Source organism: Microbacterium sp. cx-59 (assembly GCF_020805625.1).
Taxonomy (GTDB): Bacteria; Actinomycetota; Actinomycetes; order Actinomycetales; family Microbacteriaceae; genus Microbacterium.
The window spans coordinates 469637-489543 of the sequence record NZ_JAJHGO010000007.1 but is presented as its reverse complement, the minus strand read 5'-3'; the positions used below and the strand labels follow the sequence as shown (position 1 = coordinate 489543).

Sequence of the window (19907 nt, the reverse complement as noted above, 5' to 3'; positions counted from 1 at the left end):
ATGCGAGTGCTTCCGGGGGCGTCGTGCGGCGGTACGGGCAGCACGTGCGCGAGCTCGAGAACGTGCGGTGCGGCAGCGGTCGCGGGCGGGTCCGGGTGTCTTCTCCCGGGCCGGAGGGCGGGGAGGCCGGCGGATGCGCCGACTAAGGTAGCGGGGTGCCGCATCCCGATCCCGCCGCTCTGACGCGCGCCGAAAGCCTCATCACGGTCATCCCCGACTACCCGAAGCCGGGCATCCTCTTCCGCGACATCGCTCCGCTCCTCGCGGACGGGCCGGCGTTGCGGGCCGTGACCGACGCCCTGATCGCCCCCTTCGAGGGCGAGTTCGACGTCGTCGCGGGAGTCGAGGCCCGCGGATTCCTGCTGGCCGGGGCCGTCGCGATCGCCGCCGGTGTGGGGCTCGTGCCGATCCGAAAGGCGGGCAAGCTGCCGCGGCCCGCCGCATCCGCCGACTACGCCCTCGAGTACGGCACCGCGACGATCGAGATGCACGACGACATCCCGCGGGGAACGCGCGTGCTGCTGCTCGACGACGTGCTCGCCACCGGCGGCACGCTGGTCGCCGCACGCGACCTCGTCGCCCGGGTCGGCGGCGTCGTCACCGGCACCGCCGTGCTCATGGAGCTCGAGGGTCTCGGCGGTCGCGAGCAGCTCGCCGATCTGCGGCTGCACACGATCTTCCGCGGCTGACCCGCGCGGGCGGGTGCCGGTTCGGGTCGGTGTTGGTGCGTGCCGGCTTTGGTGCGCGCGGGCGGGGGGTTCGTGCGCGCAGTGGCTCGCGCGCTACTTTCCTGCGTCCGCGCCACCGATCTGAGGCGCGCGGACAGGAAAGTGGCGCGCGATGATGACCGAGCAGGAGACTCGGGCCTGCGCGGATGCGCTGGGCGGTAGCTTTCGCGCGCGCCAGTTTCCTGCTGACGCGCCACCGATCTTAGGCGCGCGGGCAGGAAAGTGGCGCGCGGTGGGTTGCATGGACTGCACGAGGGGGCGGGGCTGCGGGGGGGGATCGGGGGCTGCGCAAGCGCTCGAGGTCAAGGCCGCGCCAGGGGGTCGGATGCGGGCGTAGCGTGGCGGATGCGCACGTTCGATGCGTGCGCATGAAATTTGGAGGTTGAAATGTCCACTCTCGCCCACGCCGCCGTCCTCGACGCCGTCGATGCGCCGTTCGTCTTCCAGGACATCGAGCTGCAGGACCCCAAGCCCGACGAGCTGCTCGTGCGCATCGTCGCCACGGGCCTCTGTCACACCGATCTCGCCGTGCAGCACGGCCACATCCCGAGCGCATTTCCGCGTGTGCTCGGTCACGAGGGCGCCGGCATCGTCGAGCGCGTGGGGGAGGCGACGACCGGCTTCGCCCCCGGCGACCACGTCGCGCTGTCGTTCGCATCCTGCGGGCACTGCGAGAACTGCGTCGCAGGACGGGTCGCCTACTGCCTGGACTTCATGACCCTCAACGTGGCGGGCGTCCGGGCCGACGGGTCCGGCACGATGGCGGCCCCGGATGGCGGCGACGTCACCGGGAGTTTCTTCGGCCAGTCCTCGTTCGCCAGCTACTCGCTCGTCGCCGCCCGGAACGCCGTCAAGATCGACGCCAGCATCCCGCTCGAACTCGTCGGTCCGCTCGGATGCGGCGTGCAGACCGGTGCCGGCACGGTGTTGAACTCGCTCGGAGTCGGCGCGGGCGATGCCCTCGTCGTCAGTGGCGCCGGCGCGGTCGGGCTCTCCGCGATCATGGCGGCGAAGGCGGCGGGTGCGACCACGATCGTCGCGGTAGACGTGCTGCCGGAGCGTCTCGAGGTCGCCCGCGAGCTCGGTGCGACCCACGTCGTCGACGGTCGCGCCGACGATGTCGTCGACCAGATCAAGGCCGCCACCGGCGGAGTCGGCGCCCCGTTCGCGATCGACACGACCGCCATCCCCGCCGTCATCGGCAACCTCGTCGCATCCTCCCGGTTCGGTGCGAAGGTCGCGACCGTCGGCGTTCCGAAGCCGGATGCTGTCGTGCCCGCGGGTCTCTTCTCGGGCTCGGGCGTCACTCTCATCGGGGCGATCGAGGGCGACTCCGTGCCGCAGACGTTCATCCCGAAGCTGCTCGCGATGTATCAGGCCGGGGACTTCCCGTTCGATCGGCTCGTCACCACCTACCCGTTCGCGGAGATCGAGAAGGCCATCGCCGACACCCAGTCCGGTGCGGCGGTCAAGGCGGTGCTCGTCCTGCCCTGAGCCGCGGATGGGCGGACGGGTCTCCGACGCGGCATGCTCGCTCCGGGATACTTGACCCTCACACGGTGTGAGGGCGTGGAGTGGGGTCACCATGTTGAGTATCGGAGAGTTCGCGCGATTGGTCGGCGTCTCGGTGCGGATGCTGCGTCACTACGACCAGCTCGGCCTGCTGCGCCCCGACCGCGTCGATCCGTTCACCGGGTACCGCTCGTATGCCGCGGTTCAGCTCGACGAGGCCAACCGCCTCGTTGCGCTCAAGGACCTCGGGTTCTCGCTCGATGAGGTGGGGCGGCTGCTCGCCGACGACGATTCGTCGCCGCGAGTGGCCGCCCTCCTTCGTGCGCGGCGGGACGAGCTGATGGTGAGCATCGAGGCGGACCGGCGGCGATTGCATCTCGTCGAAGCGAGGCTCCGATCGATCGAGAAGGAGCACACCGTGTACGTATTCATCGAGACCGACCTGCCCGCATTGCGGCTCGTACAACTGTCGGCGCGAGTGCGGGAGATGGCCGACATCGAGACGGAGATCGGACCCATGTTCGAACGGGTCGGGGCGGCGCTCGACGCCGCGGGAGTGGAGCGCCGCGGCCCCGGCGTTGCCGTGTACACCGCGGTGGACGACGAGGTGATCGCCGCCGCGGCCGAGCAGATCGGTGACCAGCCCGTGCCCGATGGGCTCGAGCGCGCCGAGGTAGCGGCCGCAGCCCGCGCGCTCACCGTGCGGTACGAGGCCGACGATCTCGGCGGGATTCAGCGCACCTGGCAAGCGCTCGTGACCGAGGTCGACGCGCGGGGACTCCGGATCGCGGGGCCGGCGCGGGAGGTCTACCTCGAAGCCCCGCCCGAGTCGCGCCGCTGGGTCGTCGACCTGCAGCAGCCCGTCGCCTGAGCGGGGCGGGCCGGGCCGGGCCGGGCCGGGCCGGGCCGGCAGGGCGGTCGGGAGCGCGGCCGGGGAGGGCGGGATGGGGAGGGCGGCCCGAGAGGGCGGCCGGGTCCGGCGATCGAGTGCCGCTGACCGAGGTCGCGTCGGTCGTGCGAGATACCGTTCGCGGCGGATCGCGCCGTCGCACAGTCGCGGTCGCGTGCGAGCGGGATGGTGGGCTCGCACGCGCACCGCAGCGCAAGGGACGTGCGATCCACGGGAGGAGACGAGCGCCGTGGGCCGAGCGGGAGGCAGGGTGCGGGTCAGGGACGTGATCGATTCATAGAACAAAGATACTAGACTCGAGAGAGTAAGCATGGTATCTTTGTTCTATGAACGACCCACTCGACACGGCAGCAGACGCGCTCGCTACAGTGCGCGCACTCTGTGGTGACGGCCGTGCCGGTGCGGTGGCGCCGGGTGATCTCGTGCGACTCAACGAAGCCTTCGGGATCCTGCGCCGCGCGGTGGATGCGGCGTACCTGCCGGTTGCTGCGGAGATCGCGCGGCAGTCGAGGGCAGAGCTCGGCAAGGACTCGCTGGCGCGGAAGAACGGGTTCCGTACCCCGGCAGCGATGATTTCGACTGTCACCGGAACCAGCACGGCCGAAGCACTGCGCGCCATCACGATCGGCGAATCGACAGCGCCGCGGGTCGCGCTCACGGGGGAGGAGCGCCCGGCGAAGCACCCGCACGTCGCCGAGGCGCTGCGGGCGTCACTGATCGGCACGCTTGCCGCCGGTGCCATCGTCGGGTTGCTCGATCGGGTAGGCGTGCGTGCAGATGCCGCCGACCTCGACGCCATGGAACAGCGTCTGGTTGAGGCCGCGCCGGGGCTCCCGCTCGATCAGCTGCAGAAGCTGCTGTTGCGCGCCGAGGCACACCTCGACCCCGACGGCGTGCAGCCGCGGGACGACGAACGGCGTAGCAAGCGGGCTCTATCGATCCACCAGGACCGTCACGGCATGTTCGTCTTCTCCGGGCGACTCGACCCCGAGACCGCCGCGCCGGTCACCTGCGCGATCGAGGGAATCGTGACCGGCATGATGCGACGCCGCGACGACGCCATCGTCGCAGGCAGGGCGGGTCAGGGCGAGCCGTCGATCGCGGATGACCGGCGGTCGGTCGCCCAGATGCGGGCGGATGCCCTCGCAGACATCTGCCGTCACGCGATCGGCTGCACCGACGTGCCGACGGCACCGACCACGACCGTGGTCGTGCGGATGACGCTGGACCAGCTCGAGTCCGGTGTCGGCGCCGTGACGATCGACGGATCCGCTGCACCCGTCAGCGCAGCGACCGCCCGGCGCATGGCCGCGGACGCGCAGATCATCCCATGCGTGCTCGGCGGGGACAGTGAGATTCTCGACTGGGGGCGCGCCAAGCGCCTGTTCACCCCGGCTCAGAAGCTCGCCGTCGGCGAACGCGACGGCGGATGCTCCTCCTGCGGGCTCCCGCCGCACCTGACCGTCGTCCATCACATCGCCTGGTGGAAACGCGATCACGGCACGACGGACCTCTCCAACGCGATCCTGCTGTGCGCGACCTGCCACCATCGCATCCACGACGACGGGTGGGAGATCCGAATAGACGGCACCGGCATCGCCGCGAAGGTCTGGTTCATTCCACCGCCCTGGCTCGACGCCGTCCAGTCCCCACGACTCGGCGGGCGTGCACGGTTCGACCTTGCGGCGTGAACGGCGAGTGTCCGACGACCCCGAGACGTGTGCTCGGGGGCAGCGGCGTGCCGTCGCGCGGCGGGTCAGCTGTCGCGGCGGGGCGGCGCTCCTGCGGCGGCGATCCCGCGGGTCAGCTGCCGCGGTAGGTGGAGTACGCGAACGGACTCAGCAGAAGGGGCACGTGGTAATGCCGCTCATCGCTCACCGTGAAGTTCACCGTCACGAGCGGGTAGAACGACTCGACCCCCTGATCGGCGAAGAAGGCGCCGGTCGCGAAGGAGATCGCGTACACGCCCGGCTCGAGCAAGTCGGGTCCGAGGGCGAGACGGCCGTCCGCATCCGTCACGCCATCGGCAACCGCCTCGGTGCCTCCGGCCGGCAGGTGCCGGGTGAGGGCCACCGCGACGCCCGTGCCGGGCACGCCGCGCACGGCGTCGAGGATGTGGGTCGTGAGATGGGTCATTCCGCGTCCTCCGGTTCGGCAGCATCCGACTCGATCGTCGTCTGCAGGCGGAGCAAGGCGATCTCGGCCAGCTGCACGGTCGCCTCGCGGGCCTCGGTCGAATCGTCGTTGCCGAGACGGCGACGGAGCTCCGCAAGCATCTCGACCGGGCTGCGACCGGCGGCACGGATGAGGAAGACCCGACCGAAGCGCTCTTCGTACGCGCGGTTTCCCGCGGCGATCGCGGCCGTCACCTCGTCGGCCGCGGCGGCCATCGATGCCTGCTCGGTGCGCGATGCGGCGGCTTCGGCGCCCGTGCCCTTCGGCTTCTCACCGATCCGCGGATGGTGGGCGAGCGCCGCATCGAGATCGGCCCGCGACCACACCTCAGCGAGCCCGCCGGCATACGCGATCAGTGCATCGCGCGACGGGTACGGGCGGGCGACGACGATCGCGTCCACCCACCCCGGAACGGCGGCCCACACGCCGACCGTCTGCGCCGCAGCGGCCGAATCGAGGGCGTTGAACTCGTCGAGGTTCACGGGGTGTCCTTTCTCGTCGCCGACCGCGTCAGACGTGATCGGTGATGCCGTGCACGAGGTCGGAGATCTCCCGCTTGTACTCGTTGAACGCAGGGCTCGTGATGTCACGCTGGTCGGGAAGGTTGATGTCCACGATACGGCTGATGTGGCCGGGCACACCGTGGGAGGCTCCGCCGGTCATCACCACTACCCGATCGGCCAGGAAGACGGCCTCCTCGATGGAGTGCGTCACGAACACGACAGTCGTACGCGTCTCGACATGGATACGTTTGAGCTCGGCCTGCAGGTCGGAGCGCGTGAGCGCATCGAGCGCACCGAAAGGCTCATCCATGAGCAGCACCTTCGGCTCGTTCGCGAGAACCCGTGCGATCGCCACGCGCTGCTGCATGCCGCCGGAAAGCTCCCCGGGGTAGCGGCTCGCGAAACGGTCGAGTCCGACCGTCGACGTGAAGGTGTCCGCGAGCTCGGCCACGCGGGATCGACTCAGCCGCCGCCGCCGCGGACCGTACGCGATGTTCTCCCGCACGGTCAGCCAGGGGAACAGACCATAGTCCTGGAATACGACCCCGCGATCGGGGCCCGGGCCGGTGATCGGCGTGCCGCCGACCGCGAGCGACCCCTCCGTCGCGCTCTCGAATCCCGCGAGGATCCGGAGCACGGTGCTTTTGCCACATCCAGAGGCGCCGACGATCGCGACGAACTCGCCCGACGAGATGTGAATGGATACGTCGCTGACGGCCTGCACGCCATCCGTCGCGGATCCGTAGCGCTTGCCGAGACCCCGAATGTCGACGTCGGCGTCGGTGTGCGCGGAAGTCATCGGCGCTCCTGTCCTTTGATGAGGGGGCGACCGCGAGTCACGAGGCGGAACGCCGTCATGAGGATGCGGTCCGAGAGGAAGCCAGCGAGACCGATCACGATCATGCCGACCACGATCATGTCGGTGCGGACGACATCGCGAGCGAGGATGATGTTGGCGCCGAGCCCGACACTTACCCCGACGCTCTCGCCGAGAACCAGCACGACCCACGAGATGCCGAGACCGACCCGCATCCCGTTGATCACGGCGGGGGCGGATGCGGGCACCACGACCTGCGCGAGCACCTCCCAGCGCCGGGCGCCCAGCATCTGGCCGGCTTCGATGAGTCGGGACGGCACTTCCTTCGAGCCGCTGATGGCGCCGAGCACGATCGGGAAGAACGCCGAGAGGGCGATGAGGAAAATGGTCGCCTGGTCGCCCCAGCCGATGAGGAGCCCGACGAGCGGCACCCACGCGGTCGCGGGGATCGGGCGGAAGAGATTGATGAACGGGTCGAAAAGCCCGTCCATCGTGTAATACCGACCCATGAGGATGCCGAGCGGTACAGCCAATGCCGCCGCGATCGCGAATCCGACGAGAACGCGCAGCGAAGACGAGGCGAGGTTGATCCAGAGGTCGCCCGAGAATGCGTCGTCATGGACACCACCGAATCCGTAATCCCACAGCGACGCGACGACGTCGCCGGGAGCGGGCAGGAACCCCATCCGGATGCCGATGACCGGAATCTCCCATTCCTGTTCGCGGCCGAGCTGCCACACCGCGAGGAACAGAATCGGAACGGGGAGGGCCAGCAGGGCGCGCGAGAGGAGGGCTCGCCGGTCTCGACCGCGGGCGCGCGGGCGTTCCCGCGGCGGGGCGGTGGGAAGAGTCTGAGTCACGTGGATTGTCCTCTCGGGGAGGTGCGGCCACCGGAACGTGTCGGCCGCCGCACCTCCGCGGGGTCAGGAGGTGAACGAGGTGTCGACGAGGTCGTCGGCGGTGGGCACCTCGGTGATGAGGCCGATGTCCGACATGGCGGTCGCCAGCGCTTCGAGCTGACCGATGTACTCCTCGGATAGGTCGGAGCGGAGCCAGAAGTTCTCGAGCGCCGACGCGAACACAGCCTCGTCGCCTCCGAACTCGCCGACCATCTCGGGTAGCCATTCGTCGATGTTGTCCGACATGTACTCGGTCGTCGCCGCGTGCGTGTCGACGACGGCCTGCACGAGATCGGGGTCGGACTCGATCAGGTCCGAGGTGGTGACGAGCCCGAGGTTCACGCGGCCGATGTCGGTCGAGTACGGGTCGAGCACCTCGGTGCCGCCGGCGTTCTTGGCGATCGAGACGCCGATCTCCACGCCCATGAACGCGTCGATGTCGCCGGCCTGGAAAGCGGAGGCCATCTCCGGCACGGGGATGACCGTGAGGTCGAAGTCCTCGGGGGTCAGGCCCGCGTCGTCGATCAGGAGGCGCAGGGCGACCTCCTGCGCGGAACCTTGCACGATACCGATGCGGTCGCCGACGAGTTCATCGAGGGAGGTCTCCCCATTCCCGATGAAACCGGAACCACCATCCGCGGCGCTCGCCACGATCCGCAGGTCCCGGCCCTGCGCGATCGAGGAGATCGTCGGGGTCACTCCGGAGATCGCGAAGTCGATCGAGCCCGACGCGAGGGCGTCGGAAAGGGCAGGTGTGGTGTCGAGCGTGACGACCTCGAACTCCACGCCATCGACGGCGTGCTCGTTGTACAGGAACGGCGCGTAGAAGTGCGGCTGGCCGCGGAGGGTGCCCACCTTGACGGTCACGGTCTCTTCGCCGTCGGACGAGCCGACGTCGGACGAGCCGACGTCAGCGGATCCGCTGCACCCGGCCAACGCGAGGGCGGCAACGGTTGCGAGGGTGGCGACGGTGGTGATTCTGATGCGTATCGACATGGGACTCCTGTGTAGGTACTCGGCGCGGGACGACTCAGTGATCGGGGTGCAGGGGAGATGCAGTGCAGACTCCTTCATTCAAACGACCACGACTTCGCGGCTCGTGAAGGTCGTGTAACGGACCTGTTAAGTCATCGCTTAACGGTCGCCGGCACGGGCGCTACGCTGTCCTCGTTCAGAAGACTGTCCTCGTTCCGAAGAGGAGAACCTGCCTTGCCCGATGCGCCTATGCCCGTGCAGATCGGAGAGCGCCTCCGGCGACTCCGGCAGGCGGGCGGGCGGTCGCTCGCATCCGTGGCCGGGGAACTCGGTATCTCCTCGAGCGCTCTGTCGCAGATCGAAACCGGTGCCATGCAGCCCTCGGTCAAGAGGCTCGTGGAACTCGTGGGGATTCTCGGGGCCCCGGTATCGGCGATATTCCAGGAGATCGCGATCTTTGCGCCGGACCTCGATCAGCGCCCGCCGGGCGTCACCGAGCCGTTGCCCGGAGTGCGGGTCGCGCAGCGCGCAGACGACGGTGCGGCGCGGCTGGCGGAAGGGGTCACGTACCGTCGGCTCTCGCCGATGCTGCTGCCGGGCGTCGACTGGTTCGAATCGACGTACCCGCCTCGCACATCCTCCAGCCCCGACGGGGCGATGCTGGTGCACAGCGGGCTGGAGAGCGGACGGGTCGAGCGGGGCGAACTCACATTTGAGTTCACGGACGGCGCGATCCGCCTGGGCGAGGGCGCCTCCATCTCCTTCACTGCCGCGCTCCCGCACCGGGTCGTCAACGAGACCGACGCCGTCGCTGTGGCGACCTGGATCACCGTTGCGGAGAGGTGAACTCGGGCGCCCCGCGCGGATGTTGGTGCTGGTTACATTCAGGAAACCTGCGCGGCCTAGCGTGGCGGCCATGACGACTTCCGGGCCGGCGGCCATCGCCGCGCGACGCGTGTTCCTCGGTACGACCTTCGTACCCGCCACCGTGCGGTTCGCAGACGGGATCATCACCGCGATCGACGCGTTCGACCCGGATGCCGACACCGTGCTGCCCGACGATGCCGTGCTGCTGCCGGGCCTCGTCGACACGCACGTGCACCTCGACGAGCCCGGCCGCACCGAGTGGGAAGGCTTCGCGACCGGCACCGCGGCCGCCGCCGCGGGCGGGGTGACCACGTTGCTCGACATGCCGTTGAACAGCTCGCCCGTCACGACCACTCCCGACGCGCTCGCCGCGAAGCGCGCCGCCGCGCAGGGAAAGCTCGCGGTCGACATCGGCTACTGGGGAGGCGCGGTGCCCGAGAACCTCGGAGCGCTCCGCGACCTCGCGGGCGCCGGCGTGGTCGGGTTCAAGTGCTTCCTCTCACCGTCGGGCATCGACGAGTTCGGGCACCTCGACGCCGACCAGCTCGACCGCGCCCTCGCCGAGCTCGCGACGTTCGACGGGCTGCTCATCGTGCACGCCGAGGATCCCGCGCACCTCCACGCCGACGGCCCGCTCGGGGTGCACTACCGGGACTTCCTCGCGTCGCGTCCGCCGGAGAGCGAGCGCGACGCCATCCGCCTCGTCATCGAGACCGCCCGGCGAACGGGCGCGCGCGTGCACATCGTGCACGTCTCCGACGGTTCGGCGCTCGACGACGTGCGTGCCGCGAAGGCCGACGGCGTGCGCATCACGATCGAGACGTGCCCGCACTACCTGACCCTGGATGCCGCGGACGTGCCCGACGGTGCGGCGGCTTTCAAGTGCTGCCCGCCCATCCGCGACCGGGCGAACCAGGACCTGCTCTGGACCGGAGTCGTCGACGGCACGATCGACGCCATCGTCAGCGACCACTCACCGTCGACCTCCGAGCTGAAGAGCGAGCCCGACTTCGGGTTGTCCTGGGGCGGGATCTCGGGAGTGCAGACGGGCCTCTCTGCGGTGCACACGGCGGCGCGGGCCCGCGGCATCCGGCTCGAACAGGTCCTTCCGCTGATGACCACCGGCCCCGCGCGCCTCGCGGGCCTCGGCGGCCGCGGCACGATCGCCCCCGGGCAGCCGGCGCATCTCGCGATCTTCCGCCCCGACGAGGAGACCGTCGTAGACGCGGCGACCCTCGAGTACCGCAACAAGATGTCGCCGTGGCACGGACAGACCCTGACCGGGATCGTGGAGTCCACCTACGTGCACGGGGTGCCCGTGTACCGTCGGGGCCAGCCCATCGCCGCGCGCGTCGGGCACGAGCTGATCGCCGGCGCCGAGGGGACCCACGCGTGACATTCCAGATTCTGCAGCCGGGCACCGGCGATCGCCCGGGCGATCATTACCTCGCCGCGACGACCGGGACCGTGATGTGGGGGCGCCTCCCGTGCGCGGCGGACGCCGCCGTGCTGCGGATCGCCCCCGGCGAGACCGTCACGATCGACACGGTCAGCCACGAGGGCGTCCTCGAGGACCAAGGCAAGGACCCGCTCGCGTACTTCACCGGCCACGGGGTGGATGCGGATGCGGTGCTCCGCGACGCGATCGACATCGCCGCCGGTCTCGCGCGCGACGTGAGCGCCGACGGTCCGCACGTCGTCACCGGGCCCGTCTACGTCGAGGGCGCCGAGGTCGGGGATCTGCTGAAGATCACGGTCGAACGGCTCGTGCCGCGCGTGCCCTACGGGGTCATCTCGAACCGGCACGGCAAGGGCGCGCTCGTCGGCGAACTGCCGCGCGGCGACCACAACGTGAGCGTCTTCACCCCCGTCGCGGAGCGCGCGAACGGGCTCGTCGGGGTGCTCCCGCTCGTCGAGGGTGGGCCCGGAGTCGTCGAATTCCCGCTCGCGCCGTTCCTCGGCACGATGGGCGTCGCGGTCGCCGGCGGCGATCGCCCGCACTCCGTGCCGCCGGGCGCGCACGGCGGCAACATCGACATCAACCTCCTCGTCGAGGGCACCGTGCTGTACCTGCCGGTGCAGGTCGCGGGTGCGCTGGCGTACGTCGGCGACCCGCACTTCGCGCAGGGCGACGGCGAGGTCGCGCTCACCGCGCTCGAGGCGTCGCTCCGGGCGACGCTGCGCTTCGAGGTCGTGCCGCGTGCGGAGGCGCTCGCCGCGTTCGGCGAGGTCGCCGGGCCCCTCGTGCGCACCGCGGAGTACCTCGTGCCGACGGGACTCGATCTCGATCTCGGCGAGGCCATGCGCCGCTGCGTGCGTGCCGCGTTGACCCTGCTGCAGGCGCGCTACGGCATGGACGAGCACCTCGCCTACGCCTACCTGTCGGCGGCCACCGACTTCGACATCTCGCAGGTCGTCGACATCGTCTGCGGTGTGCACGCCCGCATCCGATTGGCGGATTTCGCGGCGGTACCGGATGCGGAGGCCTCCGCATGAGCGCCGACGAGACCCGCACCCCGCTGGCCGACATCCCGACGGAGCTGCGCGACGCGTTCGACCGGTACGAGCGGGCCGTGCTCGCCAACGACCTCGAGGTGCTCGACGAGATGTTCGCGCCCGGAGCAGACACGCTCCGCGGCGACGGCGCCGGACTCCTGGTCGGCCACGACTCGATCAGCGCGTTCCGCGGAGTGCGCGGGGGAGTCCCGCCGCGCACGATCGAGCGCATCGAATACCGGCCGTTCGGCGACGACCTCGCGCTCCTCGTGTCGATCTCGCGCTACCGCGGCGGCGGAACCGGACTGCAGACGCAGCTCTGGCAGCGGCTCGATGCCGGGTGGCGCATCAGCGCGGCGCACGTGACGCCGCGCGCGCAGGCGCTCGACCGCTCGGTGTGGCGCACGGTCGGCGACCCGCTGTTCCAGGGCGCGTGGGAGGGGCCGCTCGAGGGCCTCACCGTCGCGGTGAAAGACCTGTTCGCGATCAAGGGCTACCGCATCGGCGCGGGCAACCCCACGTTCCTCGAATCCGCGCGCGCCGAGACGACGACGGCCCCGGCCGTGACCGACCTCCTCCGCGGGGGCGCGTCGCTTCGCGGCATCGCCCGCACCGACGAGTTCGCGTACTCGATCGCCGGCGACAACGCGCACTACGGCACCCCCCCGAACGGTGCGCTGCCGGGCGCACTCCCGGGAGGTTCGTCGAGCGGTCCGGCGACGGCGGTCGCCACCGGCCAGGCCGAGATCGGGCTCGCCACCGACACGGCCGGATCCGTGCGCGTTCCCGCGTCGTACCAGGGCCTGTGGGGGCTGCGGACGACCCACGACCTGGTGCCGCGACAGGGCCTGCTGCCCCTCGCGCAGTCGTTCGACACCGTCGGCTGGCTGACCCGCGACGGCGACACCATGCAGCGGGTCGTCGACTGGTGCCTCAGCTACGACGGGTCCGCGTCGACCGAGAGCGTCTTCGGCGAATCCGGCGAGGACCTGCCGTGGCGCTTCGTGGTGCCGGACGAGGTGTTGGACGCGGTCGAACCCGACACCCGCGCGGCGTTCGACGCGCTGCTCGCCCGGCTGGCCGCATCCGATGATCCGCCCGTGCTGCGCCGCATCGAGATCGGTGCGCTCGACGACTACTTCGAGCCGTTCCGCACCGCGCAGGCGGCCGAGGCGTGGCGCAACAACGCCGACTGGCTGCGCGCCCACCCGGGTGCCACCGGGGCCGCCGTCGCCGAACGCTTCCGGATCGCGAGCGAAGTGACCCCGGATGCGGAGGCCGCCGCCCGAGCCCGTCTCGAAGAGCTGAGCCAGCACGTGCAGGAGCTCGTCCGCGACGCGGTGCTGATCCTTCCGACCGTGCCCGGCCCGGCCCCCACCCGGACGGCCGACAGCGCGCGCATCGACGTCGTCCGTCAGGCGACGCTCCGCATGACGACGCCGGCCGCGATCGGCGGGCTCCCGGCCCTTTCCGCCCCCCTCCTGACCGTCCCGTCCCGTCAGGGTCCGGCGCCGGTCGGTGTCTGCGTGGTCTCCCGCAGCGGCACCGACATCGCGCTCGTGCGCCTGGCCCGCCGGATCGCCGCGACCCTTTCCCCCGAGAGAAGAACCTCATGACCTCCGCCTTTCCCGCCCCGATCGTCCCGCCCACCCGGCTGCTGATGGGCCCCGGCCCGATCTCCGCCTACCCGTCGGTGCTGGGGGCGATGTCAGCGCCGCTGGTCGGTCAGTACGACCCGTTCATGACGAACACGATGGTCGAGACGCAGGAGCTCTACCGTCAGGTGTGGGGAACGTCGAACGAGGCCACGATCCTCATCGACGGCACGTCCCGCGCCGGGATCGAGGCAGCGCTCATCTCGCTCATCCGTCCGGGCGATCGCGTGCTCGTGCCGGTGTTCGGCCGGTTCGGGCACCTGCTGGCCGAGATCGCCGAGCGGGCGATGGCCGAGGTGCACACGATCGAGACCGAGTGGGGTCAGGTCTTCCCGCCGTCGGTGGTGGAAGAGGCGATCGTGCGGGTGAAGCCCACGCTCCTGGCGGTCGTGCAAGGCGACACGTCGACGACCATGAACCAGCCGCTCGATGAGATCGGGGCGATCTGCCAGAAGCACGGGGTGCTGTTCTACACGGATGCGACCGCCTCGCTCGGCGGCAACGCGTTCGAGGCGGATGCCTGGGGCCTGGATGCGGCGACCGCGGGGCTGCAGAAATGCCTCGGCGGCCCCAGCGGCTCGGCGCCGCTGACGCTCAGCGAGCGTGCCGTCGAGGTCGTGCGGTCGCGTAAGCGCATCGAGGCCGGCATCCGCGAGGCGGGCGACGAGAACGCCGACGACTTCGTGCGCTCGAACTACTTCGATCTCGGCATGGTGCTCGACTATTGGGGTCCGCGCCGACTCAACCACCACACCGAGGCGACGTCGATGCTCTACGGCGCCCGCGAGTGCGCCCGCGTGCTGCTGCTCGAGGGGCGCGACGCCGTGCTCGAGCGCCACCGCGTGGCGGGTGCGGCGATGCTCGCCGGTGTCGAGGCGCTCGGGCTCGTGGTGTTCGGCGACGTCTCGCACAAGATGAACAACGTGGTCGCCGTCGAGATCCCGACGGGTGTGCCCGGCGACGCGGCGCGACAGGCCCTGCTCGAGGACTTCGGCATCGAGATCGGCACGTCGTTCGGGCCCCTGCACGGGCGGGTATGGCGGATCGGGACGATGGGCTACAACGCGCGGAAGGATGCGGTTCTCACCACGCTCGCGGCGCTCGAGGCGATCCTCCGCCGATTCGGCGCGCCCGTGCCCGCGGGCGCGGGCGTCGAGGCCGCCGCGGACGTGTTCGCGGGTCGAGGCTGATGACGGCGCTTCTGCAGGCCGGACCCGACCGGGTGGCGGCGGCCGCGCGGCGGGTGATGGCGCGGTGCGACGAGCTCGCGCGGGTCTCGGCCGCATCCGACGCCATCGAGCGCGTGTACCTCTCGCCCGAGCACGCCCGCGTGAACCGGCTCGCGGCGGAGTGGATGCGCGAGCTCGGCATGCGGACGCGCCAGGATGCGGCGGGCAACCAGATCGGGCGCCTCGAGCGCATCGCGGGCGACGGGTTCGACCCCGATGCCCCGGCGCTCGTCATCGGATCGCACCTCGACACGGTGCCCGACGCGGGACGCTTCGACGGCATCGCCGGAGTGCTGATGGGGCTCGAGATCGTGCGGCTGTTGCGCGCGCCGCTCGGCGACGGCCGCTTCGGCTCCCCGCTCCCGTTCGCGATCGAGGTCGTCGCCTTCTCCGACGAGGAGGGCACGCGCTTCGGCAAGGCCCTGCTCGGGTCGTCGGCCGTCGCGGGGCTGTGGGACCCGGACTGGTGGGAGTTGACGGATGCGGCGGGCGTGAGTCTGCGCCGTGCGTTCCTCGAGTTCGGCCTGGACCCCGGCCGGATCGGCGAAGCGGCGCGCCGACCGGAGGAACTGGTCGGCTACCTCGAGGCGCACATCGAGCAGGGTCCGGAACTGGACCGCCGCGGCGAGGCGCTCGCGGTCGTCTCGTCGATCGCGAGCGCGCGACGCTTCCAGCTGGTGGTCGAGGGCGAGGCCCGGCACGCGGGCGGCACCCCGTACGACCTGCGCCGCGACGCGCTGCTCGGCGCGAGCGAGGCGGCGCTCGCCGTCGAGCGGATCTGCCGCAGCGAGCATCACATCATCGGCACCGTCGGGCAGCTCGAGGCGTTCCCGGGAGCGGTCAACATCGTTCCCGGGGAGGCGCGGTTCTCGCTCGATCTCCGCGGCGAATTCGACGGTGAACGCGACCGGGTCTGGAACGCGCTCTCGCGGGACCTCGACGAGATCATGGGCCGGCGCGGGCTGCGCTGGCGCGCGCGAGAGGTGCACAACGCCCCCGCCGTGATGTGCGCGCCGCTCCTCCAGGACGTCGTCCGCGAGGGCATCGCCTCGACCGGCACGATCGGATCCGACGACCCGGCGGTCATCTTCAGCCGTGCGGGGCACGACGGCATGTCGATCGGGGCGATCACGGGCGTCGGGATGCTGTTCCTCCGCAACCCCGACGGCATCAGCCACCACCCCGATGAAGCGGTATCGGCATCCGACGTCGCGCTCGGCATCCGGGCGCTCGGAGAATCCGTGCTGCAGCTGGCCGCCGACCGGGGGGCCTGAGCGCCCGGAGCCGCCCGGCCGGACGGGCGCGATCGGACCGGTCGGAAACGCGGAAATTTACGCCCCGGAAACGCCGATCTGACGGTCCCGTCATGCGCACAGGGTTCGCTGGGGCGAGCGAGTCCGGATGCGTCAACGTGAGACGGCGACGGCCGCGTCAGCCGCAGCCGGAGGATCCATGACGACGACCGCCTCGGCAGGCGACGCCCTCGAGCGGATCGTCGCAGGACTGCCGAAGGTGAGTCTGCACTGCCACCTCATCGGATCGGTGCAGGCGACGACCCTCGTCGAGCTCGCCCGCAAGCACGGTGTTCCCCTCGACGGTGGGCGCACCGCCGAGAACCTGTTCGATCACGCGAGCTACGAGGATCTCGACGAGTTCCTGCGGGTGCTCGATGTCGCGGGATCCGTCATCCGCGATGCCGATGACTTCCACCGCGTCACGTACGAGTCGCTCACCGCGGGCGGCGCGGCCCACAACGTGCTCTACCGCGAGATCTTCCTGAGCCCGCCGGGCCACCCGGGCGTTCCCTACCGCACCATCATCGACGGGGTGCTCGCCGGAATGCGCGACGCGGAGACGGATGCGGGCATCCGCAGCAACATGATCGTCGGACTCAACCGCAACGACACCGCCGCATCCGCCTTCGAGCTCGTGGAAACGGTCATCGACCATCGCATCGACGAGGTGCTCGGCATCGGGCTCGACTACTCGGAGGCGATCGGCCCGCCGGAGAAGTTCTGGAAGGCCTTCCGCCGTGCCGGTGAGGCGGGGCTCGAACGCACCGCCCACTCCGAGTCCGGACCCCCGCACCACATCGAGACGATCCTCGACCTGCTCGGCTGCTCGCGCATCGATCACGGCTACCACGTGGTCGACGACCCCGCGATGACCCAGCGGTGCGTCGACGAACGCATCCCGTTCACCTGCACCCCGGTCAGCTCCGACATCGGCCGCTACTCGGGCAGCGGCGACGGCACGCACCTGCGGATCAAGCAGATGATCGACGCGGGTCTCGCGGTGACGATCGACTCCGACGATCCGCCGATGTTCGGCACCGATCCGACGAACGACTTCCGTGCGCTCGCGCTGGCCCTCGGCTACGGCCTCGACGAGCTCGCACCGCTGACGCGCAACGCCGTCGAGGCGACCTGGCTCGATGACACCGAGAAGACAGCGCTCGGTCGCCGCGTCGACGAGATGATCTCGGCGCTCGCCGCACCGGATGCGGCGGCCCCGGCCCGCACCGCCGCGCCGACAGCCCGCACCGCCGCGCCGCGCTGACGCCCCACGCTTCCCCCCGCACCCCTCCCATCGCACCGACTCGAACGGACTCCACATGGCCCCCGTGTCACCACGCCGCATCCGCCGTACCGCCCTCGCCCTCTCCGCTGTCGTCGTCTCCGCTCTCGCGCTGAGCGCGTGCGCGGGATCGTCCGCCGACACCCCGTCGACCGGATCATCGGATGCGGCGGCCGGCTTCGGCGACCTCACCGTCCAGCTCAGCTGGATCAAGAACGAGGAGTTCGCCGGCGAGTACTTCGCCGACCAGAACGGCTACTTCACCGACGGCGGATTCGACTCGGTGAACCTCGTCGCCGGGCCCTCCACCGGCATCCCCGAGCTGCTCAGCGGCACCGCCGACGTCTCGATCAGCAACGCGGTCGCCGTCGGCGCGGCCGTCGCGAACGAGGGTGCGCCGGTCAAGATCATCGGCACCACCCTGCAGAAGAACCCGTTCACGGTGCTCTCGCTCAAGGACGGCGGCGACATCGCGACGCCCGAAGACCTCGTGGGCAAGAAGATCGGCGTGCAGGACTCGAACCTGTCGCTGTTCAACGCGTTCCTCGCCGCGAACGACATCGACGCCTCCGCGCTCGAGATCGTTCCCGTGCAGTACGACCCCGCGCCGCTCGTGAACGGCGAGGTCGACGGATTCGTCGCCTACCTCACGAACGAGGCGATCACGGTCGAGCAGTCCGGCGTCGCGACGACGAACCTGCCCTTCGCCGACAACGGTCTGCCGTTCGTGGCCGAGACCTTCACCGTGACCGACGAGGTGCTGGAGAGCCGCCGCGACGAGCTGAAGGCCTTCCTGGTCGCCGAGATCAAGGGCTGGCAGGACGCGCTCGCCGACCCCGACGAGGGCGCGCGGCTCGCGATCGAAGAGTACGGCGCCGACCTCGACCTCGACCCCGAGAAGACGCTCGCCGGAATGCTGGCCACGAACGCGCTGATCGAGACGTCCGAGACCGACGCGAACGGCCTGTTCACCATCTCCGACGACCTGCAGACGCAGACCGTCGCGAGCCTCGCGGGCGCCGGCATCACCCTCGAGGCGAGCGACCTGTTCGACCTCAGCCTGCTGGCCGAGGTGTACGAAGAGAACCCCGACCTACGCTGAACCCACGGGGCCGCGACGTCGACCGGCGCGGCCCCGTACTCCGCTCCACCACCACCCCCGAGGACCCCATGAGCCTGCTCGTCATCAACGCCCGACTGATCACCGTGCCCGCCGGCACCGACGACCCCGGCTACATCGAACGTGGATGGATGCTCGTCGATGACGGACGCATCGCCGCGCTCGGCGACGGTGACGCACCGAGTGACTCCGCCTCATCCGCCGACGAGGTCCTCGACGTCGCCGGCGCCTTCGTCGCACCGGGCTTCGTGTCATCGCACTCGCACCTGTTCACGAGCGGCCTGCGCGGGCTCGGCGTCGGCGAGACGCTCTACGGATGGTGCGACTCGATGCTCGGCATGACCGCGCACGCGACGCCCGACGACATCTACTGGTCGACGCTGCACGGCGCGATCGACTTCCTCTCCAACGGCGTCACGAGCGCCTACAACTTCACCGATCCGCTGCAGGCGTGGGAATCGATGGTCGACGGCAAGCGCGTCGGCAACGCGCGGATGCGCGATCTGGAATACCACACGCGTCAGGCCGACGGATGCCTGGACGCCGGCATCCGCTTCGTCGACTCGATCGGCATGGACGCCACGGTCGGCACGGACGACGAGATCTTCGCGCGCTTCGGCGACTCGGTCGCGCACACCCGCACGATGGACCCGCGCTTCGCGCTCGGCGCATCGATCATGGGTCAGGTGCAGTGGTCGCCGCGCCCCGACGCCGCCGAGGTCGAGGTCGCCGCGATGCGCCGCTTCGGCGTCACGAACCAGGCGCACTTCCTCGAGTCGCCGGAGGCGGTTCCGCTGCAGCAGTCCAAGTTCGCGATGTACGCGGATGCGGGCGCCCTCGGCCCCGACATGATGTTCGGGCACTTCATCCAGACGACTCCGGAGATCATCGCGCAGGCCGCCGCCGGCGGCGCCTCGATGTCGTGGCAGCCGGCTTCCAACGGGCGCCTCGCCTCGGGGGTCGCGCTCGTTCCGGAAATGATCGCGGAGGGCATGAAGGTCGGCATGGGCCTGGACGACCAGGCGTGCACAGACGTGTCGGACCCCTGGCAGAACATGCGGATGGGCATCTCGATGCAGCGCGCCCGCACGAAGGACCCGCTGTCGATGATGCCCGAGCGCGTGCTGCGGCTGCACACGCTCGGCAGCGCCGAGATCATGGGCGTCGACGACCGCGTCGGCAGCCTCGAGGTCGGCAAGTTCGCGGACTTCGTCGTGGTCGATCCCCGGCAGCCCGACGTCGGCCCGCTCTGGCACCCGGTGCGCAGCTACGTGCTCGCGTGCGGTCTGCGAAACCTCGTCGGCGTGTACGTGGGGGGCGAACTCGTCAACGAACGCGGCGTCTCGACCAACCCGCTCGCCGCCGAGGCGACCGAGCGCATCCACGCCGACCTCCCGAAGGTCGCGGCCCGCCTGGGCCACCACCCGCACTGAGCGCGGCACGC

The 19907-nt window shown here is 70.5% G+C and carries 18 protein-coding genes; 13 read left to right on the top strand and 5 right to left on the bottom strand.

Annotation, left to right across the window (positions count from 1 at the left end):
* Positions 1-155 precede the first annotated feature (155 nt).
* The 4 genes from LMI96_RS09755 to LMI96_RS09740 all read left to right on the top strand — a co-directional run bounded on the left by LMI96_RS09755 (position 156) and on the right by LMI96_RS09740 (position 4841).
* Positions 156-689 carry an adenine phosphoribosyltransferase gene (locus LMI96_RS09755; RefSeq protein WP_223722115.1) on the top strand — a complete coding sequence of 178 codons (534 nt, stop codon included), beginning with the start codon at positions 156-158 and terminating at the stop codon, positions 687-689.
* Positions 690-1115: 426 nt separating this feature from the next.
* On the top strand, positions 1116-2222 hold the full coding sequence (locus LMI96_RS09750) for an NAD(P)-dependent alcohol dehydrogenase (protein WP_223722116.1): 1107 nt from the start codon (positions 1116-1118) through the stop codon (positions 2220-2222).
* A gap of 91 nt (positions 2223-2313) precedes the next feature.
* Positions 2314-3111, top strand: a complete 798-nt coding sequence (locus LMI96_RS09745; protein ID WP_228361366.1) for a MerR family transcriptional regulator — start codon at positions 2314-2316, stop codon at positions 3109-3111.
* 365 nt (positions 3112-3476) lie between these two features.
* Positions 3477-4841: an HNH endonuclease signature motif containing protein gene (locus LMI96_RS09740; RefSeq protein ID WP_228361365.1), complete on the top strand. Its 1365-nt coding sequence runs from the start codon at positions 3477-3479 to the stop codon at positions 4839-4841.
* Positions 4842-4953: 112 nt separating this feature from the next.
* On the opposite strand, the gene uraH is transcribed toward LMI96_RS09740, so the two are convergent.
* From uraH to LMI96_RS09715, 5 genes are all read right to left on the bottom strand, one after another.
* Positions 4954-5286, bottom strand: a complete 333-nt coding sequence (gene uraH, locus LMI96_RS09735) for a hydroxyisourate hydrolase (protein ID WP_223722119.1) — start codon at positions 5284-5286, stop codon at positions 4954-4956.
* Positions 5283-5807 carry a 2-oxo-4-hydroxy-4-carboxy-5-ureidoimidazoline decarboxylase gene (uraD, locus tag LMI96_RS09730; protein ID WP_223722120.1) on the bottom strand — a complete coding sequence of 175 codons (525 nt, stop codon included), beginning with the start codon at positions 5805-5807 and terminating at the stop codon, positions 5283-5285. The genes uraH and uraD overlap by 4 nt, the downstream gene beginning before the upstream one ends.
* Positions 5808-5835: 28 nt before the next feature.
* Entirely contained in the window at positions 5836-6627 is a 792-nt protein-coding gene (locus tag LMI96_RS09725) for an ABC transporter ATP-binding protein (RefSeq protein ID WP_228361364.1), read from the bottom strand.
* Complete coding sequence (locus tag LMI96_RS09720) at positions 6624-7505, bottom strand: ABC transporter permease (protein WP_228361363.1); 882 nt, start codon at positions 7503-7505, stop codon at positions 6624-6626. Before LMI96_RS09720 ends, LMI96_RS09725 begins: the two co-directional genes overlap by 4 nt.
* A 63-nt stretch (positions 7506-7568) precedes the next feature.
* Entirely contained in the window at positions 7569-8540 is a 972-nt protein-coding gene (locus LMI96_RS09715; RefSeq protein ID WP_228361362.1) for an ABC transporter substrate-binding protein, read from the bottom strand.
* Between the two features lie 213 nt (positions 8541-8753).
* On the opposite strand from LMI96_RS09715, the gene LMI96_RS09710 reads away from it, so the two are divergent.
* The 9 genes from LMI96_RS09710 to LMI96_RS09670 all read left to right on the top strand — a co-directional run bounded on the left by LMI96_RS09710 (position 8754) and on the right by LMI96_RS09670 (position 19896).
* A complete protein-coding gene (locus LMI96_RS09710; protein WP_228361361.1) occupies positions 8754-9365 on the top strand; it encodes a helix-turn-helix domain-containing protein in 612 nt (203 codons plus the stop codon).
* Between the two features lie 70 nt (positions 9366-9435).
* Positions 9436-10782, top strand: a complete 1347-nt coding sequence (gene allB, locus LMI96_RS09705; protein ID WP_228361360.1) for an allantoinase AllB — start codon at positions 9436-9438, stop codon at positions 10780-10782.
* Positions 10779-11882, top strand: a complete 1104-nt coding sequence (locus LMI96_RS09700; protein WP_228361359.1) for an acetamidase/formamidase family protein — start codon at positions 10779-10781, stop codon at positions 11880-11882. The genes allB and LMI96_RS09700 overlap by 4 nt, the downstream gene beginning before the upstream one ends.
* Entirely contained in the window at positions 11879-13498 is a 1620-nt protein-coding gene (locus LMI96_RS09695; RefSeq protein WP_228361358.1) for an AtzH-like domain-containing protein, read from the top strand. The genes LMI96_RS09700 and LMI96_RS09695 overlap by 4 nt, the downstream gene beginning before the upstream one ends.
* On the top strand, positions 13495-14727 hold the full coding sequence (locus LMI96_RS09690) for an alanine--glyoxylate aminotransferase family protein (protein ID WP_228361357.1): 1233 nt from the start codon (positions 13495-13497) through the stop codon (positions 14725-14727). Before LMI96_RS09695 ends, LMI96_RS09690 begins: the two co-directional genes overlap by 4 nt.
* On the top strand, positions 14727-16040 hold the full coding sequence (locus LMI96_RS09685; protein WP_223722125.1) for an allantoate amidohydrolase: 1314 nt from the start codon (positions 14727-14729) through the stop codon (positions 16038-16040). The genes LMI96_RS09690 and LMI96_RS09685 overlap by 1 nt, the downstream gene beginning before the upstream one ends.
* 178 nt (positions 16041-16218) lie before the next feature.
* Positions 16219-17325, top strand: coding sequence for an adenosine deaminase (add, locus tag LMI96_RS09680; protein WP_228361356.1), 1107 nt, complete (start codon positions 16219-16221; stop codon positions 17323-17325).
* 55 nt (positions 17326-17380) lie between these two features.
* Positions 17381-18445, top strand: a complete 1065-nt coding sequence (locus tag LMI96_RS09675; RefSeq protein WP_228361355.1) for an ABC transporter substrate-binding protein — start codon at positions 17381-17383, stop codon at positions 18443-18445.
* 68 nt (positions 18446-18513) lie between these two features.
* A complete protein-coding gene (locus LMI96_RS09670) occupies positions 18514-19896 on the top strand; it encodes an amidohydrolase family protein (protein WP_223722128.1) in 1383 nt (460 codons plus the stop codon).
* The last annotated feature ends 11 nt before the right edge of the window (positions 19897-19907 follow it).